This is a genomic window from Streptomyces sp. GD-15H (genome assembly GCF_045291515.1).
GTDB lineage: Bacteria > Actinomycetota > Actinomycetes > Streptomycetales > Streptomycetaceae > Streptomyces.
This window is the reverse complement of sequence record NZ_CP149447.1, coordinates 1,806,747-1,833,371: the sequence shown is the minus strand read 5'-3', so window position 1 is coordinate 1,833,371 and position 26,625 is coordinate 1,806,747. Positions and strand designations below refer to the sequence as shown.

The window sequence follows — 26,625 nt, the reverse complement described above, 5'->3', positions numbered from 1 at the left end:
GGCCTGCAGCAGGCTCTGGAAGACGCCCTCGCGCTGCCCTCACTCCAGGATCGCGGTGCCCTGAGACCGGGTGGACACGAGGCGTGGAGAAGGCGTCGTACGGTCCGGGCTCAGGGCACCAGGTACGGCGCCCCGACGATCCAGCCGCCGCGGACCGGCTCCGGCCACTGCTCGTCGGTCAGTCTGACCTCGTCGCCCTCGGCGATGGTCCCGGGCGAGGCCACCCAACAGTCGAGCGCGAAGACGCCGTCGTACAGCCGGTGGATGTCGCGCAGGACGTCGTGGTTGCGCTCTCCGGTGTCGGGGTCGACGGTCGTCATGACGCAGCGGGAGCGCAGCTTGCAGACGCCGATGACGGTGTCGCCGATGCGGAGGGTGCGGCCGGGCCAGTCGCGTTCGGCGAGGCCGGGGACACCGCCGATCACCAGGTTGGAGCGGAGCCGGCGCGGATCGTGGCCGAGGGCTTCGGCGGCGCCGTCGGTGATGACGGTGAGGTTGAGGACGTCGAACCGCTCGCGCCCGCTGTAGTAGACGGCCTCCGCGTCGGGGCCGGCCGCGCCGCGCACCGACTCCGCCGCCTCCGGGCTGTCCCAGGGGTGGCCGTCGACGAGCACGCTGCCGTCCATCGCCGTGGTCGCGGAGAGGCCGAGCAGCCGGGAACGCACCCGGGCCGTCAGCAGGCCGCGGGTGTCACGGACGTGGATGTGCCGGTCGCCGGTCAGACCGTTCTCGGTGAGTTCGACGTTTTTCAGCCGCTCGCCGCGCATGGACTTCACGGGGAATCGCCAGATTTCTCTGAGGTGCACGTGACTCTCTCTAGGGGTGTGGGACCGACGCTGTCAGGGAGAAACGGGCGGGCACGGCGCGCGCACCAGACCCTGTCCTGCGAAAACATGCGCGTCATGGCCGCTGCGCACGCGGCCATTCTTGTGTCGGCCTGGGCCGAACTCCAGTAGATCCCCGGTCATCCGTGAATCCTTTCCTGCCACTCACCGCTGCCGCATGGCGCGTTCTGTACGCCGGGGGCGCCGCCGGTCCACCGTGGAGGAGGCCACCTCCTTCTGGCCACCAGATGGGGTGCCAGGGGTTGTCCCTCCCCTCCCCGCGGACGGTCCCTTCGGTCCTTCTCCCGCCGCCCGGTGGGTGCGGAACCGTCCGGAGCACGGGAGTTGGCGGACCGAGCGGGAACCGGGCGTTGGGCCCCGCTCGGCCCGTCGGTGTCTCAGCACCAACCGTTGACCGGTCCGTTGACCCCCGTCCAGACATAGGCGTCGCTGACCCACGTGCCGTCGGTCAGCTTGTTCCACAGACTCGTGGTGCCGTAGCGGCCGGTGTGCGAGGTGCCGTAGCGGGAACAGGCGATGCCGACCGTGGCTCCGTCCGCCACCGTGCCCTTGGACGCGTAACCGGTGCCGGGCCCGGAGCGCTTGTTGACGTACGTGCCGCCGTTGGCGTCAATCACGGCCTGGGTGAGGCCCAGCGCGCCGTAGTTGTAGAGGGTCCCCCCGGCGTACACCCGCCGGCTGCCGTGCATCGCCGACCCCTGGTAGGCGGCGGAGCCGTTGTAGAGCACCCACTTGCCCAGGTTGTGGCCCGCGATCGGAATGTACGAGCCGTTCTGGATCAGGCCGAAGTGGACATGGCGGCCGTAGGCGGCACCGCCGCAGGTGACGTCCGTGCCCGTGGAACCGAGGAAGGCGCCGGTGTTCACCCAGCCGCCGTTGGTGTTGATGTTGTTCCACAGGTGGTAGTAGTCCGTGGCGTAGCCGCGGTCGTGGACGACCCTGATCCAGCCCCGACACATGGTGTAGGCCGTCCCCTGCCGGGCCGCGCGCACGGCCTCGTCGCCGCCGGCGAAGTCCAGTGAACTCCACGGCGCCGCGCTGCCGCTCCAGCCGTGGGGGCCGCTGGTCATGACCGTGTTGGCGCCGATGGTCGTGGGCAGCGCCATGCCCGTACGGTAGTCACCGGCGCTGTACACGGTGACGTCGCCGTCGGCACCGGGGGCCCCGCGGTCGAGGGTGTCCTTCTGCTTGCCGTCCCGCTGGGCGAAGAGGGGCTTCTCCTGGGCCTTCACCACGGGAGAGCGCTTCGACAGCTCGGCGAACCCCTCCTCGCCCTCGAATGCCACACGCCACGTGCCGCGTTCGCGTTCGGCGAGGAACAGCCACCCCTGGGGCATCCGGTCCGATCCCGGTTCGGTGGCCAGCACGGCCGTGCCGAAGGCCCAGCCGTCGGCGCTGCGGGTGATGTCGACGCGCGGTGTGTCACGGGCGGTGGCACCGATCGCGGTGCGGCCGTGTTCCAGCAGGTGCTCGGTCACGGCGGCCGCAGGGGTGGCGGCCGGCCGGTCCGCGGCGGCAGCGCCCGCCGGGACGGTCAGCGCCAGCGCTCCGGCCAGCATCGCCAGGACACTGCTGGTGGCGGTCCATCGGGTTCTCGGTCTTCTCCGGCCGAACATGGGGGCCTCCTCGGTTGTCGAGGTGCCGCTTGTGGCAGCACCTCGGCTTGAATGGACGCCGTCAACATAGAGGTGGGTGGGCCCGGCGCCAAGTACGCTTCGACACAGGGTCCTTCGCTCGGGGGTCGCGGAGGGCTACCACGGCCGGGAAGGCCCGGCAGCCGGGCCGCCAGTACAGGGTCGGGCCGTAGGCCGCGAGGACCTCGGTGATCGACTGGTGGAAGGTGGTGCCGCCGGAGGTGCAGTTTCCGCTGCCGCCCGAGAGCAGGCCAAGGGCCGTGGTCCGGAGAAGGCGGGCCCTCCGGTGTCGCCCGCCTCGGCGCAGACGTTGGTTGGAGTTGCCCCGATCTGACGGACGCGGACGGGCTTGCGGGCTATGCCGCGGTCTGCGCGCGGTTGACGGATGGCTCGGCCGCGTGTCGACGCTCGTACTCGGCCGGGCTGAGGTGACCGTTCGCCGAATGACGGCGCCGCGGGTTGTAGAAGCCTTCGAGGTGGGCGAAGAGGGCCTGCTCGGCGTGGTGTCGGGGGCGGAAGGCGGTGCGGTCGATGAGTTCGGTCTCCAGGGAAGCGAAGAAGCTCTCGGTGACGGCGTCGTCGAAGCACGAGCCGGTCCGTCCGGTCGATGGTCGGATGCCCGCTTCCTCGCAGTGCTGACCAAACGTCAGGCTCGTGTACGGGGCGAATTCAACCGGTCGTCGCACCACCGGCCTGTGGGATCAACGGTAGCTGCTCGTTGAGGGCCTCGGCCGGGGTCTTCCAGCCGAGGGTCTTGCGCGGTCGGCTGCTCAAGGTGGCAGCGACCGCATCGAGCTCGCGAGTGCCGTAGCGGGAGAGGTCCGTTCCCTTGGGAAAGTACTGCCGCAGCAGACCGTTGATACGAGGGCCCTGGCCAGGGGACAGACCTATTGCGAGTTGACGGCTCAGCAGGCTTCTATCAAGTCACTCCCGGCCAGGGCTCTCGCCCTGTGGACCGCCGTGGACATCTCAACGGAAAGCCTTCCGGCACGTGTTCTCCGAGTCACCCGGTGGTCCCGCCGAACCCCTCCCGTCGAAGAAGCCCGGCCCGCCAAGGCTGCACCGATAGGTGTTCTCGTTGGTGCCGCGTCACGCCTATGCCTCGATCATGCTGGAGGCGGGGGAGTCCGTGGTGACGCTGGCGCGAGGGCTCGGGCACTCCTCGCCGGCTGTCACGCTCGGTCACTACGCTCACTTCATGCCGGAGGCCGGGAGCAAGGGGCGCGCCATGATCGACGGACTGCTCGGGGAGCCGGGAGATCAGTGCGCCGGCCGAAACTCCCCAGGGCTGATCGTGGCCGATTTGCCGGAACACGGGAATCTTGGGGAGGTCATGGATTGCAAGGCCAAGGGATCGCGTAGCCTGGCGAGATGCTGTCCGAGGTCACTGCCACCCGCTATATCGCACCCCTGCGGTCCGGTGGTTCCGTGCCCGGGATCGTCGAGGCCGACGACCTCGGCACGTACGTCGTCAAGTTCACGGGGTCCGCGCAGGGACGCAAGGCGTTGGTCGCCGAGGTGATCGTCGGTGAGCTGGCCCGTGCCCTGGGGCTGCGTTTCCCGGAGCTGGTCCTGGTGGACTTCGACCCGGCGATCGCCGACGGCGAGCCCCACCAGGAGGTACGGGAACTGCACTCCGCCAGTGCCGGGGTCAACCTCGGCATGGACTACCTGTCGGGCGCGCAAGACTTCACGCCCGAGGTCGCCGAGGTCTTCCCCGTCGATCCGGTGGAGGCCGGCCGGACCGTCTGGCTCGACGCGCTGACGGTGAACGTGGACCGGACCACGCACAGCTCCAATCTGATGGTCTGGCCGACGTTCGGCGTCGCCCCGCCGCGTCTGTGGCTCATCGATCACGGTGCCGCGCTCGTTTTCCATCACCGCTGGGCCGCCTCCGACCCGGCGAAGGCGTACGACTTCCGTCACCACGCCCTCGGCGGCTACGCGCCCGACGTCCGCGCCGCCGACGCCGAACTGGCGCCCCGGGTGACCGAGGAACTGCTGCGGGCCATCACCGACGAGGTGCCCGACGCCTGGCTGGCCGACGACCCGGACTTCGCGACGCCCGACGCGGCCCGCGAGGCGTACGTGGCGTATCTCCACGCGCGCGTGCGGGCCTCACCGGCGTGGCTGCCGACCGACTTCCCCGCCGCGGAGGAACTGGCCGAGGAGAACGCGCGCCGCGCGGCCCGGACCCGGCAGGGCCGCCCGGACTGGCTCAAGCGCGTCCCCGACCTGCACGGCAAGCCGGAGGCGGAACGGGACTGGTCGGTGCACCTGGGATCACGGCCGGGATGAGGGCTGGATCCTGCTCGGACCCCGCGGGCCCGCTCACGCCGCCGCCTGCTCGGTGACGACGAGGTCGAAGAACCCCCAGTGCAACCCGGCGGGCAGAGTGCCCGACAGGATCCGGCCGCACTTCTGCGTCACGATGTGCGAGGAGCCCCGGTGCTGGCTTCCGGCGTGGCTGTCGCGGAAGAAGCGTTGCAACGCGCCGTCCCGCATGACCTGGGCACCCGCGAAGCGATGCACGAGCTGACTGATCTCCAGCGCGGTCCGGGTGGCGAGGCTGCAGGCGAGCCGCGACATCGTCTCCTGCTCGTCGTCGAGCGGGGCCTGGGCCGCGAGCGTCGACTCGTTGTCGCGCCAGGTCTCGCGCAGCAGTGCCGTGGTGCCCCGGACGTGCGAGAAGTGCCGTGCGTACTCCGCGAAGAACTCGTCACTGGTGACCGGGGACCCCGCTGCGGGGTCCTCGCGCTGCGTCAGCTCGCGCAGTTCGTCGAGCATGCGCCGTCCGATCCCCTGCGACCAGGCCGCCTGATGCAGCCCGGCCAGCAGCGCGGGACTCAGGCCCTGCAGGGAACGGCCCCGCCGGGCGTGCTCCGGGCCGGGGCGGAAGACATAGGTGTCCTTGACCAGCAGGTCTTCGGCCCGGTAGTCGAGGCTGGCGGTCGCCCGCAGCCCGAGCATGTCCCAGTTGTCGCTGATCCGCAGGGCGGCGCGGGGAACCAGGCAGACCAGCCTCTCTCCCGTCCCCTGGACCGTCACCGCGAGATTGAGGTGGGTGGCCATGGACACCCCGGCCGCGAACTGCCAGACGCCGTTCACCCGGTAGCCGCCGTCCTCCCGTACGGCCTGGCCGGTGCACGTGGTGGACTGCCCCGCCACCAGGGGAAACGCTTCCTGGGTGAAGAGTTCGGTCACCGCCTCGTCGCCTGCATGGGCCTGAGCCATCGCGGGGGATCGAGAAGGGCCACCGCGTCGTTTTTGCCGGCCATGCGCTCGGTCACAGGGGCGACGCCCAGGCCCGCGGCGACGAAAGCGAGCGCGGTCTGTGGCGTGGAGACCTCGATGACTTCGAAGGAATGGTCGGCCGACAGGGCTTTCTCCGCGGCGTCGGGCATTCCCGAGAAGGCGGGAATCGGGGACGGGAGAATCCAGCGACCCCAACCTTTTCCGTCAGGGTGCTGTTCCTTCGCGCGATATTTCGGCACGGCGAGCTTGATGTCGATATCGATAACGGGAGACCACTCGCAGATGTCCGCGACGAACCCGGCGAATTGTGCGGGGGCGAACGGAACGCAGCCCATGTCCAATTCACCGGCCCGAATCCGTTGAACGATCACATCGGGAGTGACGTCGATCAGACTCACGCGGGCGCTGGGAGCCTGGTCGAGGAACTCCGCCAGGACATCGGCGGTGATTTCGTTGATGACCATGGGCTCCACGCCGATGCGCAGGTCTCCGGCCGCCCCCTCGGCCATCGACCTCAGTGTCTCGACCGCACGGTTCCGGTCGGCGAGCAGGCGCTCGCCTCTGGAGAGCAGGTGGAGCCCGGCCTGGGTGGGGTGGACACCCTTCGCCGTCCGCTCGAGAAGGCGCACACCGAGCTCCCGCTCCAGCTTCGCGACGGCGTGACTCACCGGCGGCTGTGTCATGTTCATATTCTTGGAGGCCTGCGAAACCGAGCCGGCCTCGACAATGGCCCTGAAGTACTCGAGTTGGCGAAAATCCATGCCGTCTGCATTTCATGGCTCCCGGGGAATGTCAACAGATGATCGACCGACTCGGAGAAGGCTGAATGGGTCAGCCAAATGGACTCGGCGCTTCGTGGATATGACCGCCCGCAGCGCCGGACAGTCCCTTCGCGTACCGGGAGCGCGTCGAGTTCCGGGGTGCGGGCGGCCGAGCAACCCCCGGGTGCCCGTGGCCCCCGGAGGTCTCCCGGGGGCCACGGGCACGGGTGAGCGTCAGCCCTGGAGCTGCTCGTACGCCGGCAGGGTGAGGAAGTCGGCGTAGTCCTCGTCGAGGGAGACCTTCAGGAGCAGGTCGTGGGCCTGCTGCCAGTGGCCCGCCGCGAAGGCCTCGTCGCCGGTCTCGGCGCGGATGTTCGACAGTTCCTCGGCGGCGACCCTGCGGGCCAGTTCTGCGGTGACCCGCTCGCCGTTGTCGAGGACGACACCCGCGTTGATCCATTGCCAGATCTGGGAGCGGGAGATCTCGGCGGTGGCCGCGTCCTCCATCAGGTTGAAGATGGCGACCGCACCCATGCCGCGCAGCCAGGCCTCGATGTAGCGGATACCGACCTGGACGGCGTTGACCAGGCCCGCGTACGTCGGCTTGGCCTCCAGGGAGTCGATCGCGATCAGGTCGGCGGCGCTGACGTGGACGTCCTCGCGCAGCCGGTCCTTCTGGTGCGGCTTGTCGCCCAGCACCCTGTCGAAGGCCTCCATGGCGATCGGGACCAGGTCCGGGTGGGCGACCCAGGAGCCGTCGAAACCGTCCTTCGCCTCGCGGTCCTTGTCGGCGCGGACCTTCTCGAACGCGACCTTGTTGACCTCCGGGTCCCGGCGGGAGGGGATGAAGGCCGCCATACCGCCGATCGCGTGCGCGCCCCGCTTGTGGCAGGTACGTACGAGGAGTTCGGTGTACGCCCGCATGAACGGGGCCGTCATCGTGACCGCGTTGCGGTCCGGGAGGACGAACCTGGCGCCGCCGTCACGGAAGTTCTTGACGATGGAGAACAGGTAGTCCCAGCGTCCCGCGTTCAGCCCCGAGGCGTGATCGCGCAGTTCGTAGAGGATCTCCTCCATCTCGTACGCGGCCGTGATCGTCTCGATGAGGACGGTGGCGCGGACGGTGCCCTGGGGGATGCCCAGATAGTCCTGCGCGAACACGAACACCTCGTTCCACAGGCGGGCCTCCAGGTGGGACTCCGTCTTCGGGAGGTAGAAGTACGGGCCCTTGCCGAGGTCGAGGAGACGCTTGGCGTTGTGGAAGAAGTACAGCCCGAAGTCGACCAGGGCACCGGGCACCTGAGTGCCGTCCGGGGCGATGAGGTGCCGCTCGTTCAGGTGCCAGCCGCGCGGGCGCGTGACGACCGTCGCCAGCTCCTCGTCCGGGCGCAGGGCGTAGGACTTGCCGGACGCCGCGTCGGTGAAGTCGATGGTCCGGGTGTAGGCGTTGATCAAGTTGAGCTGGCCGAGGATCACGTTCTCCCAGGTGGGCGCGGAGGCGTCCTCGAAGTCCGCGAGCCAGACCTTCGCGCCCGAATTGAGGGCGTTGATGGTCATCTTGCGGTCGGTGGGGCCGGTGATCTCGACGCGGCGGTCGTTCAGGGCCTCGGGGGCCGGGGCCACCCTCCAGGAGTCGTCCGCGCGGACGGCGGCCGTCTCCGGGAGGAAGTCGAGCGTGGAGGTGCGGGCGATCTCGGCACGGCGCTCCGCGCGGCGGGCGAGGAGTTCGTCACGCCGGGGCGTGAACCGCCGGTGCAGCTCGGCCACGAAGGCGAGTGCCGCCTCGGTGAGGACCTCCTCCTGCCCGGGCAGGGGTTCGGCGTCGACGATGGCCAGCGGGGACGGCGCTGGTGCGGACATCAGCTGTCACTTCCTTCAGGCGGGCGCTCTGGGCGCTGGATAGTAGTTTCCTTATCGTGGAAGTTCAATGCTCTGTTGATGTCGAGGATCTTCGGGTCGAGGCGCTTCGGTTCGGGTCACGGTGGCGCTCGGTGCCCTTCCGTTCACTCGAGGCGGGCCAGATCCTCCTCCGTGTCGATGTCGTAGGGCTCGGCCACGTCCCCGCACTCGACGAGCGTGACCCGGTCCGCGTGCTTCTTCAGGTAGGCGCGCGCCCCCCGGTCGCCCGTCGCGGTCGCGGCGACGCCGGCCCAGTGCCCGGACCCGAACAGGACCGGGTGACCGCGTACGCCGGCGTAGGTGGCCGAGGCGAGCGACTCCCGCGACTCTCGCGCCGCGCGTGCGCCGAGTACCCGCGCGACCGCCTCTGGCCCGATCCCGGGTTGGTCGACCAGCAGGACCAGTGCGGCCCGTGCGTCCGTACCGGCCAGCGAGGCGAGCCCGGCCCGTAGGGACGAGCCCATGCCCCGCTCCCATCCAGGGTTGTCGACGAGCACGCAGCCCGGCAATGAGGCACGCGCGCGCACCTCGTCCGCCCCCGCGCCGAGCACCACGTGGACGCGCTCGCAGCCGCCCTCGCGCAGGGACCGTACGGCGTGCTCCACGAGCGGTCGCCCCCGGTGCGTCAGCAGTGCCTTGGGGCGGCCGCCCAGCCGTCGTCCGCCGCCTGCCGCGAGCAGCAGTCCCGCGACCCGTTCCGGGACCGCCTGTGCGGTGTCCGGGCTCGTCCGAGGTATCGTCATGCGCCCTGCATACCGCACTTGCCGCCGGGTGTCCGCGCGGTGCGATGGGGGGTGCGGAGGCGGCGCGCGGAGGGGTGGGAAGAGGGCGGGGGAGGGGCGCATCGAGCGCGCGATGTCACGCTCTGGAGCAAACCGATGACGCAGCGGACTGGCGCGGAGGGCCGGCGTGGCGTTTACTGGCGCGCACCGGCGACGGGGGCGGCGAGGCCGGTGGGGAGAGGTGCACCGTGGTGCGTGAGGGGGAGGACTGTGTTGCGGAGCGTAGAGCAAAGGCGTACGGGCGGCAGTCGTCAGGAGGACCCGCGGGTGACGGGGCTGCGCTCCGCCGTGTCCCGGCTGCGGCGCCAACTCGCGTCCCACCCCGCGGAGTTCTCTGACCGGAGCATCGCGGAGGAGGAGCTGGCCGCACTGGACGCCATGGTGGCGGACGGCAATGCCGAGATCCCCCGGTTGCGCCGTTCCCTGCTGCTGATCGCCGGCGCGATCGGCTCGGTGAGCGCACTGGCCCCGGGGCTGCGGGAGGTGCGGGACGCGGTGGAACTGTTCGAACCGTCACCCCGAGGTTGACGGACAAGCTTGCGAAACGCCTTTCGAAAGGGGGCGTGCGCGGGCGCTGCGGTCGAGGGGCGGCGGGTCTGCGGGGCGGCCGACCGGGCCGGGCGACGGGGTCGCGTCAGACCGTCGGGCCGCCGCCCGGAGTGGTGAGCACCTCGGAGAGTTCCGCGGCCACCTGCTGGAGTACCGGCACGATCCGCTCCGTGGCCGACTCCGTGACCCGCCCCGCGGGGCCGGAGATCGAGAGGGCCGCGGCGGTGGGGGAGTCGGGCACCGGAACGGCGAGGCAGCGCACGCCGATCTCCTGCTCGTTGTCGTCGATGGCGTAGCCCTGGTGGCGCACCTCGTCGAGCGCCGCCAGGAACCCCTCCGGCGTGGTGATGGTCTTGTCCGTCGCGGCGGGCATCCCGGTACGGGCGAGCAGAGCTCGTACGTCCTCCGGCGGAAAACCTGCGAGCAGGGCCTTGCCCACACCGGTGGAGTGCGGCAGGACGCGCCGGCCGACCTCGGTGAACATCCGCATGGAGTGCTTGGACGGCACCTGCGCGACGTACACGACCTCGTCCCCGTCGAGCAGCGCCATGTTCGCCGTTTCGCCCGTCTCCTCCACCAGGCGGGCCAGGTACGGGCGTGCCCAGGTGCCCAGCAGTCGGGAGGAGGACTCGCCGAGCCTGATCAGGCGTGGGCCGAGCGCGTAACGGCGGTTGGGCTGCTGGCGCACGTAACCGCATGCGACGAGGGTGCGCATCAGGCGGTGGATGGTCGGCAGGGGCAGCCCGCTGCTCGTCGACAGCTCGCTGAGACCGACCTCGCCGCCCGCGTCCGCCATCCTTTCGAGCAGGTCGAAGGCGCGCTCGAGGGATTGGACCCCGCCGGAGGCGGACCGGGCGGAGCCGTTGGTGCTGGCGCTGGACGTCGGCACGGCGCGTTTCCTTTCGGGGCTGCGGGAAGGGGAAGCCTACCCCGCGGCCGGTGGGCTGCCCGATGGTGCGTCACTGCATTCTGTTTATCGGAATTCTAATTCCGCTTTATGGAAACGTCCAGAGAGGGGCCATTGGTCGCTCTCCGGGCAGTGTGCCCCTTGACGACGGGAAGGGGGAGTGAAGACTCCTTCAACAGAAAGTTGAAATCCCGGGAAGAACGCCGGTGGAAGGGAGGCGGGCACGGGTGTCCGACACCGAACTGGTACTGCGCTCGACGCGCGTCATCACTCCCGAGGGAACGCGGGCCGCGTCGGTCGCGGTCGCCGACGGCATCGTCACGGCCGTCCTGCCGTACGAGGCATCCCTCCCCGGGACGGCCCGCCTGACGGACCTCGGCGGCGACGTTCTGCTGCCCGGCCTGGTCGACACCCACGTGCACGTCAACGACCCGGGCCGTACCGAGTGGGAGGGCTTCTGGACCGCCACCCGCGCGGCGGCGGCCGGCGGCATCACGACGCTCGTCGACATGCCGCTCAACTCCCTCCCACCGACGACGACGGCCGGTCACCTGCGCATCAAGCAGCGGGCCGCCGCGGGCCGGGCACATGTCGACGTCGGCTTCTGGGGCGGCGCCCTGCCGGGCAACGTCACGGACCTGCGCCCGCTGCACGAGGCCGGGGTCTTCGGCTTCAAGGCGTTCCTGTCGCCGTCCGGCGTCGACGAGTTCCCGCACCTCGGACCGGAGCAACTGGCCCGCGCCCTGGCGGAGATCGCCGCCTTCGACGGGCTGCTGGTCGTGCACGCCGAGGACCCGCGCCACCTCGCCGCCGCCCCGCTCCGCGGCGGCCCGAAGTACGCCGACTTCCTCGCCTCCCGTCCGCGCGACGCCGAGGACACCGCCGTCGCCCTGCTCCTCGCGCAGGCGAAGCGTCTCGACGCGCGCGTGCACATCCTGCATCTGTCCTCGAGCGACGCGCTGCCGCTGATCGCCGAGGCCAAGTCCGACGGGGTACGCGTCACCGTCGAGACCTGCCCCCACTACCTGACCCTCACCGCCGAGGAAGTCCCGGACGGTGCGAGCGAGTTCAAGTGCTGCCCGCCCATCCGCGAAGCCGCCAACCAGGACCCGCTCTGGCGGGCTCTGGCGGACGGCGTCATCGACTGCGTGGTCACCGACCACTCCCCGTCCACCGCCGACCTCAAGACCGCCGACTTCGCCACCGCCTGGGGCGGCATCTCCGGCCTCCAGCTCAGCCTGTCCGCCGTCTGGACCGAGGCCCGGAGGCGGGGCCACGGCCTGGAGGACGTCGTGCGCTGGATGTCGACGCGCACGGCGGAGCTGGTCGGCCTCGGCACCCGCAAGGGCGCCATCGCGCCCGGCCGCGACGCCGACTTCGCCGTCCTCGCACCCGACGAGACCTTCACCGTCGACCCGGAGGGGCTCCAGCACCGCAACCGGGTGACGGCGTACGCGGGTAGAACCCTGTACGGCGTCGTGAAGTCCACCTGGCTGCGCGGTCGGCGCGTCATGGCCGACGGCGAATTCACCGAACCGAAGGGCCACCTGCTCACCCGCATCCCCTGACGCCGGGGCGAGGACGCGGAGACGGAAGGCGCCGGACGACCGACCCACTCGACCCCGTCTCCCGCTCCCGACTGCCGACCTCCGGCCACCGGCTCCCCACCCCCGAAAGGCAGGATCGGATCACCGTGACGGCGCAGTATCCCTCCCCGTGGCCCCGCTTCAGCGGCGACGCGGCCCCCTACGGCGGCGGTGACCCCTACGCGGACTACCGCACCGCCGACTTCCCCTTCGCCGACCTCACCGATCTCGCCGACCGTCGGCTCGGCGCCGGTGTCGTCGCCGCCAACGACGAGTTCTTCGCCCAGCGCGAGAACCTGCTGCTGCCCGAGCGCCCGCTGTTCGATCCAGAGCACTTCGGGCACAAGGGCAAGGTCATGGACGGCTGGGAGACCCGGCGCCGCCGCGGCCCCTCCGCCGGGCAACCCTGGCCAGCGCCCGAGGACCACGACTGGGCGCTGATCCGCCTCGGCGCGCCCGGAGTCGTCCGAGGCGTCGTCGTCGACACCGCCCACTTCCGCGGCAACCATCCCCAGGCCGTATCGGTCGAGGGCGCCTCGGTGCCCGGTTCCCCGACACCGGAGGAACTGCTCTCGGACGGGGTGAAGTGGACGACGCTTCTCCCGCGCACCCCGGTGGGCGGCCACGCCGCCAACGGCTTCGCCGTCTCGGCCGGGCGGCGCTTCACCCACCTGCGCCTGTCCCAGCACCCCGACGGCGGCATCGCGCGCCTGCGCGTGTACGGCGACGTCGTCCCGGACCCCGGGTGGCTGGGCGCCCTGGGCACCTTCGACGTCGTCGCCCTGGAGAACGGCGGCCGGGTCGAGGACGCGTCCGACCGCTTCTACTCACCGGCCGCGAACACCATCCGGCCCGACCGCTCCCGCAAGATGGACGACGGCTGGGAGACCCGGCGCCGCCGGGACCGGGGCCACGACTGGATCCGCTACCGGCTCACCGGTCAGGCACGGATCCGCGCCCTCGAGATCGACACGGCGTACCTGAAGGGCAACAGCGCCGGCTGGGCCTCGGTGTCGGTACGGGACGCCGAGGGCGGCGTGGCGGACGGAGAGGGCGGGGGCGACGGCTGGCGGGAGATCCTGCCCCGCACCCGTCTCCAGCCCGACACCAACCACCGCTTCGTCCTCCCCGTCCCGACGATCGGTACGCACGCGCGCGTGGACATCTTTCCCGACGGCGGCATCTCCCGGCTGCGCCTGTTCGGCTCGCTGACCGAGCAGGGCTCGACCGCCCTGGCCGCCCGCCACCGGGAACTGGCCGGCTGACCCACGAGCCCCGGCGGGTCCGGCGAGTCATCGCGGCCCGACCGGGGCGTGGGGCCGTCCGCCGGGTTCGTGCCGGTGTCGCGTGCAGATCGCCCCGCTCGTCCACGACGCCGGTTTCCTGGAGGACACCCGGGAGTGCTGACGTGCCGTGCCGTCACTCGCCGGGCAGCGCGAGCAGCCGCTCGATCGTGCGCAGAACGCCGTCGTCGTTGTTGGACGGGGCCACATGGCGGGCGCGGTTCAGGACGTCGGGATGCGCGTTGGCCATGGCGAAGGACCACTCGGCGGCGTCGAGCATTTCCAGGTCGTTGAGGTAGTCGCCGAACACCAGCGTCTGGGCGGGGGTGACGTTCAGTTCCCGCTGGACGCGGCGCAGGGCGGTGCCCTTGTCGGCGGTCCGGTTCATCACGTCGACCCAGTGCTCGCTGGAGACGACGACCTGGTGGGTGGAGGCGAATTCGGTCAGGGCCGGTGCGATGGTGCGGGCCGCGGGGGCGAAACCGAATATCGCGATCTTGTTGATCTCGTCGTCGACGACGGTGGCGTCCGCGACGTTCCGGTGGGCGACGTAGTACTGGGCGACCTTGGCGAGGAAGGCCGCGTCGGTGCGCTCGGTGTAGGCGTGGCGCTTGCCGCAGACGACGACGCCGACGTCCGTGCCGTCGTCCGCCAGTCGGCGCACCGTCCTGACGAGCCGGGCGGCGACGGCGGGGTCCAGCGGGTCGGAGGCGAGTTCGATGCCGTCGCGGACCACCTGGGTGCCGTTCTCCGCGATGAAGACCATGCCGTCGTCGAAGCCCTTGAACAGACGGGCGAGGGTGGCGTATTGACGGCCGCTCGCCGGGCTGAACAGCACACCGCGCTCGCGCAGGAGCGACATGGTCCGGCGCAGCCGCCGCGGCGGATTTCCGGCGTCGTCCAGGAGGGTGCCGTCCATGTCGGTGACGACCAGCCTGATGTCGACCGGCACGCCGGGCAGGTGGGGGAGGCTGGTGGACACGGTGGGCGACGCGGTGGACGCGGTCATGGAAGGATCCTGTTCTGCATCTTCGGGGACGGTTTCGGCCGGGCCGCGGCCATTCTAGTAAGGATCCTTGCCTAATTCGTTGGGACGGCTTGGCGCCCCTGGTGCGCACGCGACGGGCCCGCCTCCCGAGCGCGGTGGCGCAACAGGACGGGGCGTCAGCGCGCCCGAGGGCTTCCGGACCTCACCCGAAGGGCGATGCCGCCCCGCCGGTGATCTCCCTCAGCCGTACCGCTCTGCGCTCCCGCCGGGACACCTCGCACGCCTCCGCGACGCGCAGTGCCTGCAGGGCCTCGCGCCCGTCGCAGGGGTTGGCCCGCTCACCGCGCACCACCTCGACGAACGCGATCAGTTCCGCCTCGTACGCGGGCCCGAAACGCTCCACGAACCCGGTCCACGGCTTGTCCGCGGCCGGCGGCCCGGTCGGCTCGGTGGACGCGATCGGCGTACGGTCGTCCAGGCCGACCACGATCTGGTCCCGCTCCCCGGCGAGCTCCATGCGTACGTCGTAGCCCGCGCCGTTCATCCGCGTCGCGGTGAGGGCGGCGAGTGTGCCGTCGTCGAGGGTGAGGAGCGCCGCGCCGGTGTCCACGTCGTCCGCCTCGCGGAACATGGCCGGACCGGCGTCGGAGCCGACGGCGTAGACGTCCACGACCTCCCGGCCGGTCACCCAGCGCACGAGGTCGAAGTCGTGGATCAGGGTGTCCCGGTACAGCCCGCCGGACTGCGGCAGGCACCCGGCAGGCGGCGGCTCCGGGTCGCCGCTCATCGCCCGTACGGTGTGCAGCCGGCCGAGCCGTCCCGAGCGCACCGCCTCACGCGCGCCCAGGTAGCCCGGGTCGAACCGGCGCTGGAAGCCCATCTGGAGGACGGTCCCGGCCGCCTCGACCTCCGTGACCGCTTGTAACGTACCGGCCAGATCCAGGGCGATGGGCTTCTCGCAGAACACCGGCAGCCCCGACCGGGCTGCCCGGCCGATGAGTTCGGCGTGGGCGGACGTGGCCGTCGTGATCACCAAGGCGTCCACCCCCCAGGTGTAGATCTCGTCCACCCCGGGCGCCGCCGTCTCACCGAGCCGGTGTGCGAGTGCCTGTGCCCGAGCCGGTTCCGCGTCCGTGAGGATCAAGGAACCGACGTCGCGGTGCCTGCTGAGTGTGTGGGCGTGAATGGTGCCGATACGGCCCGTACCGATGACCCCGATGCGCATGGGAACAACCTGCGGCCCGCGCCCCTCCCTGTCAATCCGCATGTCCGGACAATCGAACGACACGACTTCCCGTCAACCACGCGTGGGACTACGCTCGGGCCGTGCCGAAACCAGGAGTGGACCCGACCGTGCAGCTGGATCTGAGCGTGGACCGAGGCTCCCCCGTACCGCTGTACTTCCAGCTCGCCCAGCAACTGGAGGCCGCCATCGAGCACGGCAGGCTGACCCCGGGGAGCCTGCTGGGCAACGAGATCGAGCTCGCCGGGCGGCTCGGCCTGTCCCGGCCGACCGTCCGTCAGGCCATCCAGTCCCTCGTCGACAAGGGTCTGCTCGTACGGCGGCGAGGGGTGGGCACCCAGGTGGTGCACAGCCAGGTCAAGCGCCCCCTGGAGCTCAGCAGCCTCTACGACGACCTGGAGTCGGCGGGCCAGCGCCCGGCCACGAAGGTCCTGGTCAACACGGTCGTCCCCGCGTCCGCCGAGGTCGCGGCGGCCCTCGGTGTGGCAGAGGCGGGCGAGGTGCACCGGATCGAGCGGCTGCGGTTCGCGCACGGCGAGCCGATGGCGTACCTGTGCAACTACCTGCCATCCGGGCTGCTCGACCTGGACACCGGTCAGTTGGAGGCCACCGGCCTGTACCGGTTGATGCGGTCCGCCGGGATCACCCTGCACAGCGCCCGCCAGGCCATCGGCGCCCGCGCCGCCAGTGCCGTCGAGGCCGAGCGGCTCGGTGAGGAGACGGGCGCCCCGCTGCTCACCATGCAGCGGGTGACCTTCGACGACACCGGACGCGCCGTGGAATTCGGCACCCACATCTACCGGCCCGGCCGCTACTCGTTCGAGTTCCAGCTGCTCGTACGGTCGTGAAGCCGGTGAGATCCAGCGTGAACATCCCAGTGAACACCAGGGACTTGAGCCGATCCTCGTCACATTGTCCGGACAATGTGACCGGCTTCGGTGCGGTCGGTGCGCAGATGCGGGGCGTCGTTCCGGGGAGGGAGCCGCCGGCACGCACCAGGAGGCCGCCGCGAGTGCCCCAGGAGCGGCAGGCGTCACGCGATGCGTTTGCGCCCGAGTACGCCACCCAGGGTCACGGTGAGGCAGAATCGGCGACAATGAGCACCTACCGCGACCTCACACTGCCCAGGGCGCTGAGTTCCGCTCGGGCGGGCGCAACCCCCATCGGCTCCCGCCGTACACCCGTGCTCCGCACGGTCGGTACCCGGGAACGCCGCTCCCACCTGTCGGCCCCGCGCGTGCCGACTGTTGGCATCGACATCGGCGGTACGAAAGTGATGGCGGGCGTCGTCGACGCCGACGGCAACATTCTGGAGCGGCTCCGCACCGAAACCCCGGACAAGTCGAAGAGCCCGAGAGTCGTCGAGGACACCATCGTCGAACTGGTGCTGGACCTGTCCGACCGGCACGACGTGCACGCGGTCGGCATCGGCGCGGCCGGCTGGGTCGACGCCGACCGCAATCGCGTGCTGTTCGCCCCGCACCTGTCGTGGCGCAACGAGCCGCTGCGCGACCGGCTCGCCGGACGCCTGGCCGTCCCCGTCCTGGTCGACAACGACGCCAATTCCGCCGCCTGGGCCGAATGGCGCTTCGGCGCCGGCCGCGGCGAGGACCACCTCGTCATGATCACGTTGGGTACCGGCATCGGCGGCGCGATCCTCGAGGAAGGTCAGGTCAAGCGCGGCAAGTACGGCGTCGCCGGCGAGTTCGGCCACATGCAGGTCGTCCCCGGCGGCCACCGCTGCCCCTGCGGCAACCGCGGCTGCTGGGAGCAGTACAGCTCCGGCAACGCACTGGTCCGGGAGGCGCGCGAACTGGCCGCCGCCGACTCGCCGGTCGCCTACGGGATCATCGAGCACGTCAAAGGGAACATCGCCGAGATCAGCGGCCCGATGATCACCGAGCTGGCCCGTGAGGGCGATGCCATGTGCATCGAGCTCCTCCAGGACATCGGCCAGTGGCTCGGCGTCGGCATCGCCAACCTCGCCGCCGCCCTCGACCCCTCCTGCTTCGTCATCGGCGGCGGGGTCTCGGCCGCCGACGACCTGCTGATCGGCCCCGCGCGGGACGCCTTCAAGCGCCACCTCACCGGCCGCGGCTACCGCCCCGAGGCCCATATCGTCCGCGCCCAGCTCGGCCCCGAGGCCGGCATGGTGGGCGCCGCCGACCTCGCCCGCCTGGTCGCCCGCCGCTTCCGCCGCGCCAAGCGCCGCCGGGTCGAGCGGTACGAGCGCTACGAGCGGTACGCGGAGGCCCGCCGAACCCCCCAGGAGACGCTGTGACGGGCGACCTTCCCCCGCAGGCACGCTTTCCCGGCAGGCCCCGGCCGCCCGAGGACCGCCTGCACATGATCCGCCGCAGGGCGCTCACCCTGCTGATCATCGTGCTGCTCATCGGCGTCCCGGCCGGGTACCTGGTGATCTCCGCGAACCAGAGCCGCGCGAGCGGCAAGAACAAGGAGGCGAAGTACTCGGCCAACGGCCTGACCCAGGGCTGGCCGTCGAAGCTGCAGCGCCGCCTCTACCAGGTGCCGGTCCCGCACCCCGCCTGGTGGGTGGCCACCTACGAGACCAACAACTGGAAGACCAGCCGCCTCTACGTCGAGTTCGAGACCACCGACGCCGGCCTGAGCGCCTTCCTCACCAGCATGGGGGTGCAGCAGGACGAACTGAAGCGGGACGACATCACCATCAGCGACCGCGACCAGGAGATCACCGGCTGGAAGTTCGACCGCCCCGGCACGTGGTCCGGGCTCGTCAACGAGCAGAAGGACCCCGCGCCGACCCACGAGGTCGTCGTCAACCACGGCAAGCCGGGCTTTCCCAAGGTGTACGTCGTCTCCCGGACGGTTCCCTGACCCCGCGCCGCTCCCTCGCTCCCTCCCGTCCCGACCGCCCGGTCAGGGCGCCGGGACCGATTGTCAGTGCCCGCCCGTAGAGTCGAAGACGGCTGAGGGACGGCTGATCCGGCCACGCGGGCGGAGCGGACGGGAACGGGCGGGAGGTGACAGGACGGATGAGCGAGGGGGCGACCGTGACGGCCGAGCTGCGCACGGCCGGGACGGAGACCGCCGAGATCGCTGAGAACACGGGGACGACGGAGATCTCCGTCGGTCTCGCCGCGGTGTTCCTGCCCGCACCCCTTCCGCGCGACGGCCGGATCGCCTTCTACGACCCCGAGGGCGATCCCGTCGCTCCCACGGATCCGACCGCCCCCGCACCGGAGCCCGCCCCGCGTACGCGGCTCACCGTCACCCGCCCGCACGGCGCCGGGGTTCGGCGGCGGACGGTCAGCGCCCACTCCCTGCCCCTCGACGAGGCCCTGCCACTGCTGGTCCGCGCCCGGCACGATCCCACCGCCCACCCCGCCACCGCCTGCTGGGGCGCCGCCGCCCTGCACGCGCTGCGGCTCACCGCCCGCGGCCGGCTACTGCCCGGCCTGACGACCACCGGCCACGACGCCTGGCGGGCCGGCCCGCTCGACCCCGACGACGTGGCGCACCTGCGCGCGGTGGCCGCGGCCCTGCCGTTCGAGGGCCACGCAGTCCCGCTTCCCGGCTCCGGTCCGCTCCGGCTGCCGGAGCCGGAAGCACTCGTCCGCGCCTTCCTCGACGCGGTCGCGGACACCCTGCCCCGCACCCCCGCCGCGCCGTACGCCTCGGGACTGCCGTTCGCCGCGCGGAAGGCCCAGCGGCTGCCCGGCGCCCACGACTGGGCCGCCGAGGTCGCCGCCGGAATGGACGCCGGGGTGCGCGTCTCGCTCCGCCTCGACCTCTCCGCGTACGACCTGTTCGACGGTGCCGACGAGGGCGAGGGCGGTGCAGTCGCGCGCGGGGCGGGCGCGGCGATCGTTCAGGTGCACAGCCTCGCCGACCCCACCCTCGTCACTGACGCGGCGGCCCTGTGGGCGGGCACGGCGGGCAGCGCGTTCGGCCCCCGCGCGCGCGTGGACGCAGCCCTCGCCGTCCGCCGGGCGGCCCGCGTCTGGCCCCCGCTGGACCGGCTCTCCGACCAGGACGTACCCGACGTGCTGGCCCTGTCGGAGGACGAGTTGAACGATCTGCTCGGCGTGGCCGCGACCCGGCTCGCCGCGGCCGGTGTCGCCGTGCACTGGCCCAGGGATCTCGCCCAGGACCTGACCGCGACGGCGGTGGTCCGGTCGGCGCCCGGTTCGGCGACCGACGGGAGCGGCTTCTTCGAGAGCGAGGACCTGCTGCGGTTCGGCTGGCAGCTCGCGCTCGGCGGCGATCCGCTCACCGAGGCCGAGATGGACGCCCTGGCCGAGGCCCACCGCCCGGTCGTCCGGCTGCGCGACCAGTGGGTGCCGGTCGACCCGGCCCTCGTCCGCAAAGCCCGCAAACGGGAGCTGGGTCTGCTCGATCCCGTCGACGCGCTGTCCGTCGCCCTCACCGGCACCGCGGAGGCCGACGGCGAGACCGTCGAGGCGGTCCCGGTCGGCGCCCTGGCGGTGCTCCGCGACCGCCTCACCACCGGCGTGCAGCCCGCCGCTCCACCGCCCGGACTCGACGCCACCCTGCGCGACTACCAGCTGCGCGGCCTGGCCTGGCTCGACCTCATGACTTCCCTCGGCCTGGGCGGCTGCCTCGCCAACGACATGGGCCTCGGCAAGACGATCACCCTCATCGCGCTGCATCTGAAGCGGGCCCGTACCGAGCCGACGCTGGTCGTCTGCCCGGCCTCACTGCTCGGCAACTGGCAGCGGGAGATCACCCGGTTCGCGCCCGGTGTCCCCGTGCGCCGCTTCCACGGCCCGGACCGGACCCTGGACGACCTGGCCGGAGGTTTCGTCCTCACCACCTACGGCACCATGCGCTCGGCCGCCCCGACGCTGGCCGCCCAGCGGTGGGGCATGGTCGTCGCCGACGAGGCGCAGCACGTCAAGAACCCGCACTCGGCCACGGCGAAGGCGCTGCGCACCATCCCGTCCCCCGCGCGCGTGGCGCTCACCGGCACCCCCGTCGAGAACAACCTCTCCGAGCTGTGGGCCCTCCTCGACTGGACGACCCCCGGACTCCTCGGCCCGCTCAAGTCCTTCCGCGCCCGGCATGCCCGCGCGGTGGAGAACGGCGAGGACGACCAGGCCGTCGAGCGACTCTCCCGTCTCGTGCGGCCCTTCCTCCTGCGGCGCAAGAAGTCCGACCCGGGCATCGTCCCCGAACTGCCGCCCAAGACCGAGACGGACCACCCCGTCCCGCTCACCCGTGAACAGGCCGCGCTCTACGAAGCGGTGGTGCGCGAGTCGATGCTCGCCATCGAGACCGCACAGGGCATGGGCCGCCGCGGCCTGGTGCTGAAGCTGCTGACCGCGCTCAAACAGATCTGCGACCATCCGGCGCTCTACCTCAAGGACGAGCACGCACGGACCGGCGGTGACCGCCTGGCGGCCCGCTCGGGCAAACTGACCCTGCTGGACGAACTGCTGGACACCCTGCTCACCGAGGACGGATCGGCCCTGGTCTTCACGCAGTACGTCGGCATGGCCCGGCTGATCACCGCACATCTGACCGAGCGCGCGGTCCCGGTCGAGCTCCTCCACGGAAGTACGCCGGTACCGGAGCGGGAGCGCATGGTGGACCGCTTCCAGAGCGGCACGACCCCCGTCCTGGTCCTCTCCCTGAAAGCCGCCGGCACCGGCCTGAACCTCACCCGCGCGGGCCACGTCGTCCACTTCGACCGTTGGTGGAACCCGGCGGTCGAGGAGCAGGCCACCGACCGTGCCTACCGCATCGGCCAGACCCAGCCGGTCCAGGTCCACCGCCTCATCACCGAGGGCACGATCGAGGACCGCATCGCCGAGATGCTGGAGGCCAAGCGGGCCCTCGCCGACGCGATCCTCGGCTCCGGCGAGTCGGCGCTCACGGAACTGACCGACCGCGAGCTGTCCGACCTGGTCTCCCTGCGGAGGACGTCATGACCCCCCGCCCGTCCGACCAGGCCCGGGAGGCCCTGCGGGCGGCCCGCCGACGCGTGAGCGCCGAACCGGCGGACACCGGCACCCCGGAGCAGCGCCCCGCGCCCGTCCCCGACCCGGGCCCGGACACCGGGGGGCACGGGAAGTCCGCGGGCCAGGAGCAGCGTCCGGGGGACGTGGCCCGCGACGCCCTGCGCAGGGCGGTACTCGCCCGACGCGCGGCGGGAACGGGAAGCCCCGACGCGACCGAGCCCGCGGACGCGGCGGGGGAGGGGGACACGGGCGAGGAGGGCACGAGCGCGGAGACCGGCGACGGGAGTGCGGACAGCGGCGTACCCGTGGATCGGCCCGAAGTGGACACCGCCGCACCGCCGGCAGCCGGAGCCCCCCGAAACCGGCCGATCATGTCGGACCCGTCGGATTCGGCGGACCGACACGGCCGGCGCCCCGGTGACATCGCGCGGGAGGCCTTGCGATCGGCCCGGGAGGAAGCGCTGCGCGCGCGAACGGAGACCGAGGACCGGGGGGCCGCCGCCGGACGCCACACCGGGCGCACCCCGTCGGGCACCACTTCCCGGCTCCCGCGCACCACCCGGGGCGACCGCGCCGAGGGCACCCGGACGAACGAGCGAGGAGCGGGCGGAGGAGCACACCCGGTACGGGAGCTGCTCACCGGCGCCTTCCCCTCGCTCCCCGACGTGCAAGAACCGGCCCCGAAGCCCGACGGAGCCCGCCACGAACCCCCGATACCCCAGGCGTCCCCCGACCCACCCGCCTCCCCTCCGTCGCACACCCCCCGCTCCATGGCCGCCCCCACCCGCGACGGTGAACTCCGACGCACCTTCCCCGCGTTCCCGCCCGGCGCCTCGGACGCCCCGGGGTTCGCCGAGACCTGGTGGGGCAACGCGTGGGTCACGGCGCTGGAGGAGGGCGCGCTGGACGCCGCGCGGCTGGCACGCGGACGCCGATACGCGGAGCGGGGCCACGTCGACGCCGTCACCGTCACCCCCGGCCTCGTCCTCGCCTACGTCCAGGGGAGCCGCCCCCGCCCGTACCGGGTGCAGTTGCGGCTGCGCACGTTCGGGGACGCCGACTGGGAGCGCTTCCTGGACGTCGCCGCCGACCGGCCCGGCCACATCGCGGCCCTCCTGGACAAGGAGCTGCCCCAGTCCCTCGCCGACTGCGGGGTCCCGCTGCTCCCCAGCCCCGGCGACCTCGAACCGCGGTGCAGCTGCCCCGACTTCGGGCACCCCTGCAAGCACGCCGCCGCCCTCTGCTACCAGGCCGCCCGGCTCCTCGACGCCGATCCGTTCGTGCTGCTCCTGCTGCGCGGTCGGGGCGAGCGCCAGCTGATCGACGCCCTGTCCCGGCGCAGCGCCGCCCGCGCGGCCCGCGCCACCCGGGGCAGGGAACAGGAGCCCCTTTCCGGAGTGCGCGCCAGTGAGGCGCTCGCCCCACGCGCTCTCCCACCGCTGCCGGCACCGCTGCCCCCGCCCCCGCATCCCGAGCAGCCGCCGGTGTACCCCGCGTCCCCCGGCGGCCCGGACCCGTTCGCACTCGACCAGCTCGCCACCGACGCCGCCGCCCGCGCCCACACCCTGCTCACCACCGGCCGCGACCCCGTCGGCCGGCTCACGCTGTGGCAGGACGCAGTACGGCTCGCGGCCGCCCGCCCCGGCTCCGGGCTCACCGCGACCACCCGCGCGCTGTACGCCTCGCTCGCCAAAGGGGTCGGCCGTACCCCGGCCGAGCTGGCGCGCGCGGTCGCCGCGTGGCGCCAGGGCGGCCCGACGGGACTCGAGGTCCTGGAGGACCCCTGGGACCCGCCGGCCGGACGCTTCGACCGCGCCCGCCCCCTGCTCCTCGCCGCCGACCTACCCGCCTTCCGCCCCTGGCACAACCACCTCACCCACCCCCGCGGACACGTCCAGCTCCGCCTCGGCCGGGACCACCTCTGGTACGCGTACGAGTCGGAACCGGGCCACGACGACTGGTGGCCCCGAGGCACCCCCGACCCGGATCCCGTCGGCGCCCTGACCGGCCTGGATGCCCCGGACATCCCGGACACCGGGTGAGCCCGGTGCAGGGCGTGGCCCCCTGGAGCGGAGCATGACGCCATAGCGAGGGCGATGGCCCCGAACCGGGCCGATCCGCTTTCCGCAAAGACCCTGAGTCCCGGCCCGCCGGAGGAGGCGCCCATGGCGAAGATCAAGCGAACGGCTGGACGGGCAGGCGGGCTTCTGGTCGCGTTCGCCTTCATGGGGGTCTCGGCATGATTCTGAGGTCGTGACCCGGAGCTACGGTGTAGTCGGGAAGCGTCTTTGAGCCTCGCCTTCTGGATGATCCTCGCCTGTGTGGTCGGCGTCGTCGCCTTGTACGCCTACAGCACTGCGACGACCGGCACGCGCTGAGCAAAGCCCGCAGACCCTGTGGGACTCGGAAAGCCATGGCTGCTGCTCAGGCCGGGTAGCGGGACCCGTTGAGGACGCCACCGAGGACGCGGGTGCGCAGGAGTCTGCGCGTATCGAAGTCGGTGGCGGGCTGTCGGGCCGAGTCGGGTGGCGGCTGACGGCGGGCCCGATGGGGCCGAGGCGCGGTGTGGTGCTTCTGGTAGGGGGCCCGGACCTGTCGGGCGTGGGCCTCGCCCCTGAGGAGGACGTGATCGAGGGCCTCCCGTCGGATGCTACCGATGCTCCTCCCGCCGTGGGCATTCCTCCGCGGCGCTCGCGGCGCGCTCTTGCCGTCTCGACTCTTCGTCGACGATGATGAAGCCCGCCACGTCCAGGACATGGCGCACTTCCTTGACGGGTCGGAGCCACGCACAGATACGGGCGGGCGCCTGCCCCCTCCTGGGCAGGTCAGGCTGCCGGAGACTGCTCGAGGTCCGACGAAGTCAGCCGGCATCCCGCTCGCATCGTCAGCGTTCCGTGGCCGTCTTCTCGGCTTCCTTCTGCGGCGCCGTACTCTCGGCCTTTTCTGCCTTCTTTGCCTGGCCGGGCGGTCGGTGCGGGGTCTCGGTCGCCGCGCCGCCCGGCGTTGCCGCCACGGGTGTGTCCGTGTCGCTTGGTGCGGCTTGTGCCGTCTTGGCCGCAGAGCTGGGTGTGGCCGCGTCGTTGGCGGAGCTGTGGTTCGGGCCGGGGAAGAGGGGCCGACGCTTTGCCCGGGTACGTCGTCGGGGAGTGTGCCGACAGAGGCGCTGGGGTCAAAGGCGCTGGGGTCAGAGGCGCTGGGGTCAGAGGCGCTGGGGTCAGAGGCGCTGGGGTCAGAGGACGGCGCCGCCGCAGACGTCGTGGCCGCCTCCTTCTGCCCTGCGCCACCAGGAGGATCCGACTTCCCAGTGGGGGCACTGGTAGCCCTGGGCGCGCTTCGGTCCTCGCCTGGTGGGGCGGAGTCGTCGGTGACGGCGAAGGCGGTTGCCATGACAGCGGCGAGTACAACGGTCGCGCCGGCCACGAGGGTGCGCCCACGCGCGGGCGTAGCGCGGGGAGCAGCCTGATCCTCGTCGGGCAGCGGATTCATGTGCGTGCGGTCGGCCGTCTGCGACGGCCCGGGGCTGGCGATGAGGCTCGTGACGTGCGCCGACGGACCGGCTTCAAGACGTGCCGTCTCGGCCAACGCCGCCAGTGTGCGGGCGCAGTCGCGGGCTGTTGGGCGGTTCTGCTCGTCCAGGGCTGTCATGTCCCGCAGCAGGACGGCCAGTTGTTCCGGCAGGCAGTGGGGCAGAACGGGGCGGCGGTGCAGTCGCGCGATCGCGGCTTCGAGGGGACCGCCGTCGTACTCGAGCCTGCCGGTGAGGCATTCGAGGAGCACCAGGCCGAGGGCGTACACGTCGGCGGGCCGGCCGACGGGCCGGCCGAGGACCTGCTCGGGGGAGAGGTAGGCGGCGGTGCCGATGAGCGTGCCGGTGGCGGTGCGGGTGGTGGCGTCCAGCAGTCGGGAGATGCCGAAGTCGGTCAGGTGGGGGCGGTGGGAAGTGTCCAGGAGGATGTTGGACGGTTTGACGTCTCGGTGGACGATTCCTGCTTCGTGTGCGTGCGCCAGTGCGTGGGCCAGGTCGACGCCGAGTGCGGCAGTCGCTCGGGGTGGCAGCGGGCCCTTGGCGATGCGGTTTTTCAGTGTGTTGCCTTCGATCAGTTGCATGACCAGGAAGACACGTTCGTTGTGCTGGCCGGCGTCGTAGGCGGTGACAAGCCCGGGGTGGTGCAACCGGGCCAGGATCACAGCTTCGCTGTGCAGGTTCTCCTCGATGTCGATGCCGGTATCGGGCCGAAAGACCTTGACCGCCACCGGTCGTTGCAATCGCAGATCGAAACCTCGGTAGACATCCGCGGCGCCGCCCGAACCAAGGAGATCGTCCAGACGGTACCGGCCGCTCAGTACTTCGGCGGAACACCGGGAAGCCATGGCCCGAGCCGACTCACGAAGCCTCATTCCCTCTCCCACTGCATTGAGGTGCGCATGCTGCTGGCGAGCCGTGGTCGGCGCGCCGCTGGACGCGGGTACCCACGGAGAGCTGGAATACCCCCGGTACAGCACCGCGACGGCACTGCGCGAGGCGAAACCGGCGCCCGCCGGGTACCGCCGGTGTTTGCCGGCTTTCCGGACACGACGCTGCCCTCGCTCTTGGGGCGGCCGGGCGGGGGCAGCGGGGGAGACGGTTCGGGGACGCGCGGTCCCGGTGTCCCGCGTCACGTTCGTGGCTCAGAAATCCTGGTGGGAAGTTCGGGGTGCAGGGTCGGGGCGTTGCAGATCTCGATCGGGCGGTGGCCCGCGAGGGCCTCCTGCGGTCGGATGTGGCGGAAGACGTGCCCCAGGTCCACGAGCAGGTCCTCCAGCCGGCAGGTTCTCCAGCCGGTCTGACCACTCCTCAGCCTCCTCCCGGTCGGTCACGACCGACGGGACATCTGGTAACTCAGCCCGCACGTACGGAAGTTACCCGATACACAAGACCACCGAACTGCGG

The 26,625-nt window shown here is 71.7% G+C and carries 20 protein-coding genes and 3 pseudogenes; 10 read left to right on the top strand and 13 right to left on the bottom strand.

The window, feature by feature from the left end; translation table 11 throughout:
• Positions 1 to 110 precede the first annotated feature (110 nt).
• From WJ438_RS08780 to WJ438_RS08760, 5 genes and pseudogenes are all read right to left on the bottom strand, one after another.
• Positions 111 to 806 carry an MOSC domain-containing protein gene (locus WJ438_RS08780; RefSeq protein ID WP_406724709.1) on the bottom strand — a complete coding sequence of 232 codons (696 nt, stop codon included), beginning with the start codon at positions 804 to 806 and terminating at the stop codon, positions 111 to 113.
• 416 nt (positions 807 to 1,222) lie between these two features.
• Positions 1,223 to 2,461, bottom strand: a complete 1,239-nt coding sequence (locus tag WJ438_RS08775) for a hypothetical protein (protein WP_406724708.1) — start codon at positions 2,459 to 2,461, stop codon at positions 1,223 to 1,225.
• A 172-nt stretch (positions 2,462 to 2,633) separates the two neighbouring features.
• Positions 2,634 to 2,806 (bottom strand): annotated as a pseudogene (locus tag WJ438_RS08770) (trypsin-like serine protease); the annotation flags it as partial.
• Positions 2,807 to 2,835: 29 nt separating this feature from the next.
• Positions 2,836 to 3,165, bottom strand: a complete 330-nt coding sequence (locus WJ438_RS08765) for an integrase core domain-containing protein (RefSeq protein WP_406724707.1) — start codon at positions 3,163 to 3,165, stop codon at positions 2,836 to 2,838.
• A pseudogene (locus tag WJ438_RS08760) lies at positions 3,149 to 3,355 on the bottom strand (IS30 family transposase); the annotation flags it as partial. The pseudogene WJ438_RS08760 and the gene WJ438_RS08765, both read right to left, overlap by 17 nt.
• Positions 3,356 to 3,560: 205 nt before the next feature.
• Here WJ438_RS08760 and WJ438_RS08755 point away from each other — a divergent pair.
• Both WJ438_RS08755 and WJ438_RS08750 read left to right on the top strand, forming a co-directional pair.
• Positions 3,561 to 4,001: pseudogene (locus WJ438_RS08755) on the top strand (hypothetical protein); the annotation flags it as partial.
• Positions 3,890 to 4,777 carry a HipA family kinase gene (locus WJ438_RS08750; protein ID WP_406729632.1) on the top strand — a complete coding sequence of 296 codons (888 nt, stop codon included), beginning with the start codon at positions 3,890 to 3,892 and terminating at the stop codon, positions 4,775 to 4,777. The pseudogene WJ438_RS08755 and the gene WJ438_RS08750, both read left to right, overlap by 112 nt.
• Positions 4,778 to 4,810: 33 nt before the next feature.
• Here WJ438_RS08750 and WJ438_RS08745 read toward each other — a convergent pair whose 3' ends face one another.
• From WJ438_RS08745 to WJ438_RS08730, 4 genes are all read right to left on the bottom strand, one after another.
• A complete protein-coding gene (locus WJ438_RS08745) occupies positions 4,811 to 5,713 on the bottom strand; it encodes an acyl-CoA dehydrogenase (protein ID WP_406724706.1) in 903 nt (300 codons plus the stop codon).
• The gene (locus tag WJ438_RS08740) at positions 5,680 to 6,495 is read right to left on the bottom strand and encodes a LysR family transcriptional regulator (protein ID WP_406724705.1); all 816 of its coding nucleotides are present in this window, start codon (positions 6,493 to 6,495) and stop codon (positions 5,680 to 5,682) included. The genes WJ438_RS08745 and WJ438_RS08740 overlap by 34 nt, the downstream gene beginning before the upstream one ends.
• 234 nt (positions 6,496 to 6,729) lie before the next feature.
• Positions 6,730 to 8,355: a malate synthase A gene (aceB, locus tag WJ438_RS08735; RefSeq protein ID WP_406724704.1), complete on the bottom strand. Its 1,626-nt coding sequence runs from the start codon at positions 8,353 to 8,355 to the stop codon at positions 6,730 to 6,732.
• A 143-nt stretch (positions 8,356 to 8,498) separates the two neighbouring features.
• Positions 8,499 to 9,137: an NTP transferase domain-containing protein gene (locus WJ438_RS08730; protein ID WP_406724703.1), complete on the bottom strand. Its 639-nt coding sequence runs from the start codon at positions 9,135 to 9,137 to the stop codon at positions 8,499 to 8,501.
• A 249-nt stretch (positions 9,138 to 9,386) separates the two neighbouring features.
• Between WJ438_RS08730 and WJ438_RS08725 the strand changes: the two genes are divergently transcribed.
• Positions 9,387 to 9,704: a DUF5955 family protein gene (locus WJ438_RS08725; RefSeq protein ID WP_406724702.1), complete on the top strand. Its 318-nt coding sequence runs from the start codon at positions 9,387 to 9,389 to the stop codon at positions 9,702 to 9,704.
• Positions 9,705 to 9,810: 106 nt separating this feature from the next.
• Here the strand turns inward: WJ438_RS08725 and WJ438_RS08720 are convergent, their stop codons facing one another.
• Positions 9,811 to 10,614, bottom strand: a complete 804-nt coding sequence (locus WJ438_RS08720) for an IclR family transcriptional regulator (protein ID WP_406724701.1) — start codon at positions 10,612 to 10,614, stop codon at positions 9,811 to 9,813.
• 245 nt (positions 10,615 to 10,859) lie between these two features.
• On the opposite strand from WJ438_RS08720, the gene allB reads away from it, so the two are divergent.
• Positions 10,860 to 12,200, top strand: a complete 1,341-nt coding sequence (gene allB / locus WJ438_RS08715) for an allantoinase AllB (protein ID WP_406724700.1) — start codon at positions 10,860 to 10,862, stop codon at positions 12,198 to 12,200.
• Positions 12,201 to 12,325: 125 nt separating this feature from the next.
• Positions 12,326 to 13,483, top strand: coding sequence for an allantoicase (gene alc / locus WJ438_RS08710; protein ID WP_406724699.1), 1,158 nt, complete (start codon positions 12,326 to 12,328; stop codon positions 13,481 to 13,483).
• A gap of 154 nt (positions 13,484 to 13,637) precedes the next feature.
• On the opposite strand, the gene WJ438_RS08705 is transcribed toward alc, so the two are convergent.
• Positions 13,638 to 14,510, bottom strand: a complete 873-nt coding sequence (locus WJ438_RS08705) for a Cof-type HAD-IIB family hydrolase (RefSeq protein ID WP_406724698.1) — start codon at positions 14,508 to 14,510, stop codon at positions 13,638 to 13,640.
• Between the two features lie 181 nt (positions 14,511 to 14,691).
• On the bottom strand, positions 14,692 to 15,714 hold the full coding sequence (locus WJ438_RS08700; protein WP_406724697.1) for a Gfo/Idh/MocA family oxidoreductase: 1,023 nt from the start codon (positions 15,712 to 15,714) through the stop codon (positions 14,692 to 14,694).
• A gap of 128 nt (positions 15,715 to 15,842) precedes the next feature.
• On the opposite strand from WJ438_RS08700, the gene WJ438_RS08695 reads away from it, so the two are divergent.
• From WJ438_RS08695 to WJ438_RS08675, 5 genes are all read left to right on the top strand, one after another.
• Positions 15,843 to 16,580, top strand: a complete 738-nt coding sequence (locus WJ438_RS08695) for a GntR family transcriptional regulator (protein WP_406729631.1) — start codon at positions 15,843 to 15,845, stop codon at positions 16,578 to 16,580.
• A 248-nt stretch (positions 16,581 to 16,828) separates the two neighbouring features.
• Positions 16,829 to 18,013, top strand: a complete 1,185-nt coding sequence (locus tag WJ438_RS08690) for an ROK family glucokinase (protein WP_406724696.1) — start codon at positions 16,829 to 16,831, stop codon at positions 18,011 to 18,013.
• A complete protein-coding gene (locus WJ438_RS08685; RefSeq protein WP_406724695.1) occupies positions 18,010 to 18,588 on the top strand; it encodes a sugar kinase in 579 nt (192 codons plus the stop codon). Before WJ438_RS08690 ends, WJ438_RS08685 begins: the two co-directional genes overlap by 4 nt.
• A 158-nt stretch (positions 18,589 to 18,746) precedes the next feature.
• A complete protein-coding gene (locus tag WJ438_RS08680; RefSeq protein ID WP_406724694.1) occupies positions 18,747 to 21,665 on the top strand; it encodes a DEAD/DEAH box helicase in 2,919 nt (972 codons plus the stop codon).
• Positions 21,662 to 23,737, top strand: a complete 2,076-nt coding sequence (locus WJ438_RS08675; protein ID WP_406724693.1) for an SWIM zinc finger family protein — start codon at positions 21,662 to 21,664, stop codon at positions 23,735 to 23,737. The genes WJ438_RS08680 and WJ438_RS08675 overlap by 4 nt, the downstream gene beginning before the upstream one ends.
• Positions 23,738 to 24,119: 382 nt before the next feature.
• Here WJ438_RS08675 and WJ438_RS08670 read toward each other — a convergent pair whose 3' ends face one another.
• Positions 24,120 to 26,066, bottom strand: a complete 1,947-nt coding sequence (locus WJ438_RS08670) for a protein kinase domain-containing protein (protein ID WP_406724692.1) — start codon at positions 26,064 to 26,066, stop codon at positions 24,120 to 24,122.
• Between the last annotated feature and the right edge of the window lie 559 nt (positions 26,067 to 26,625).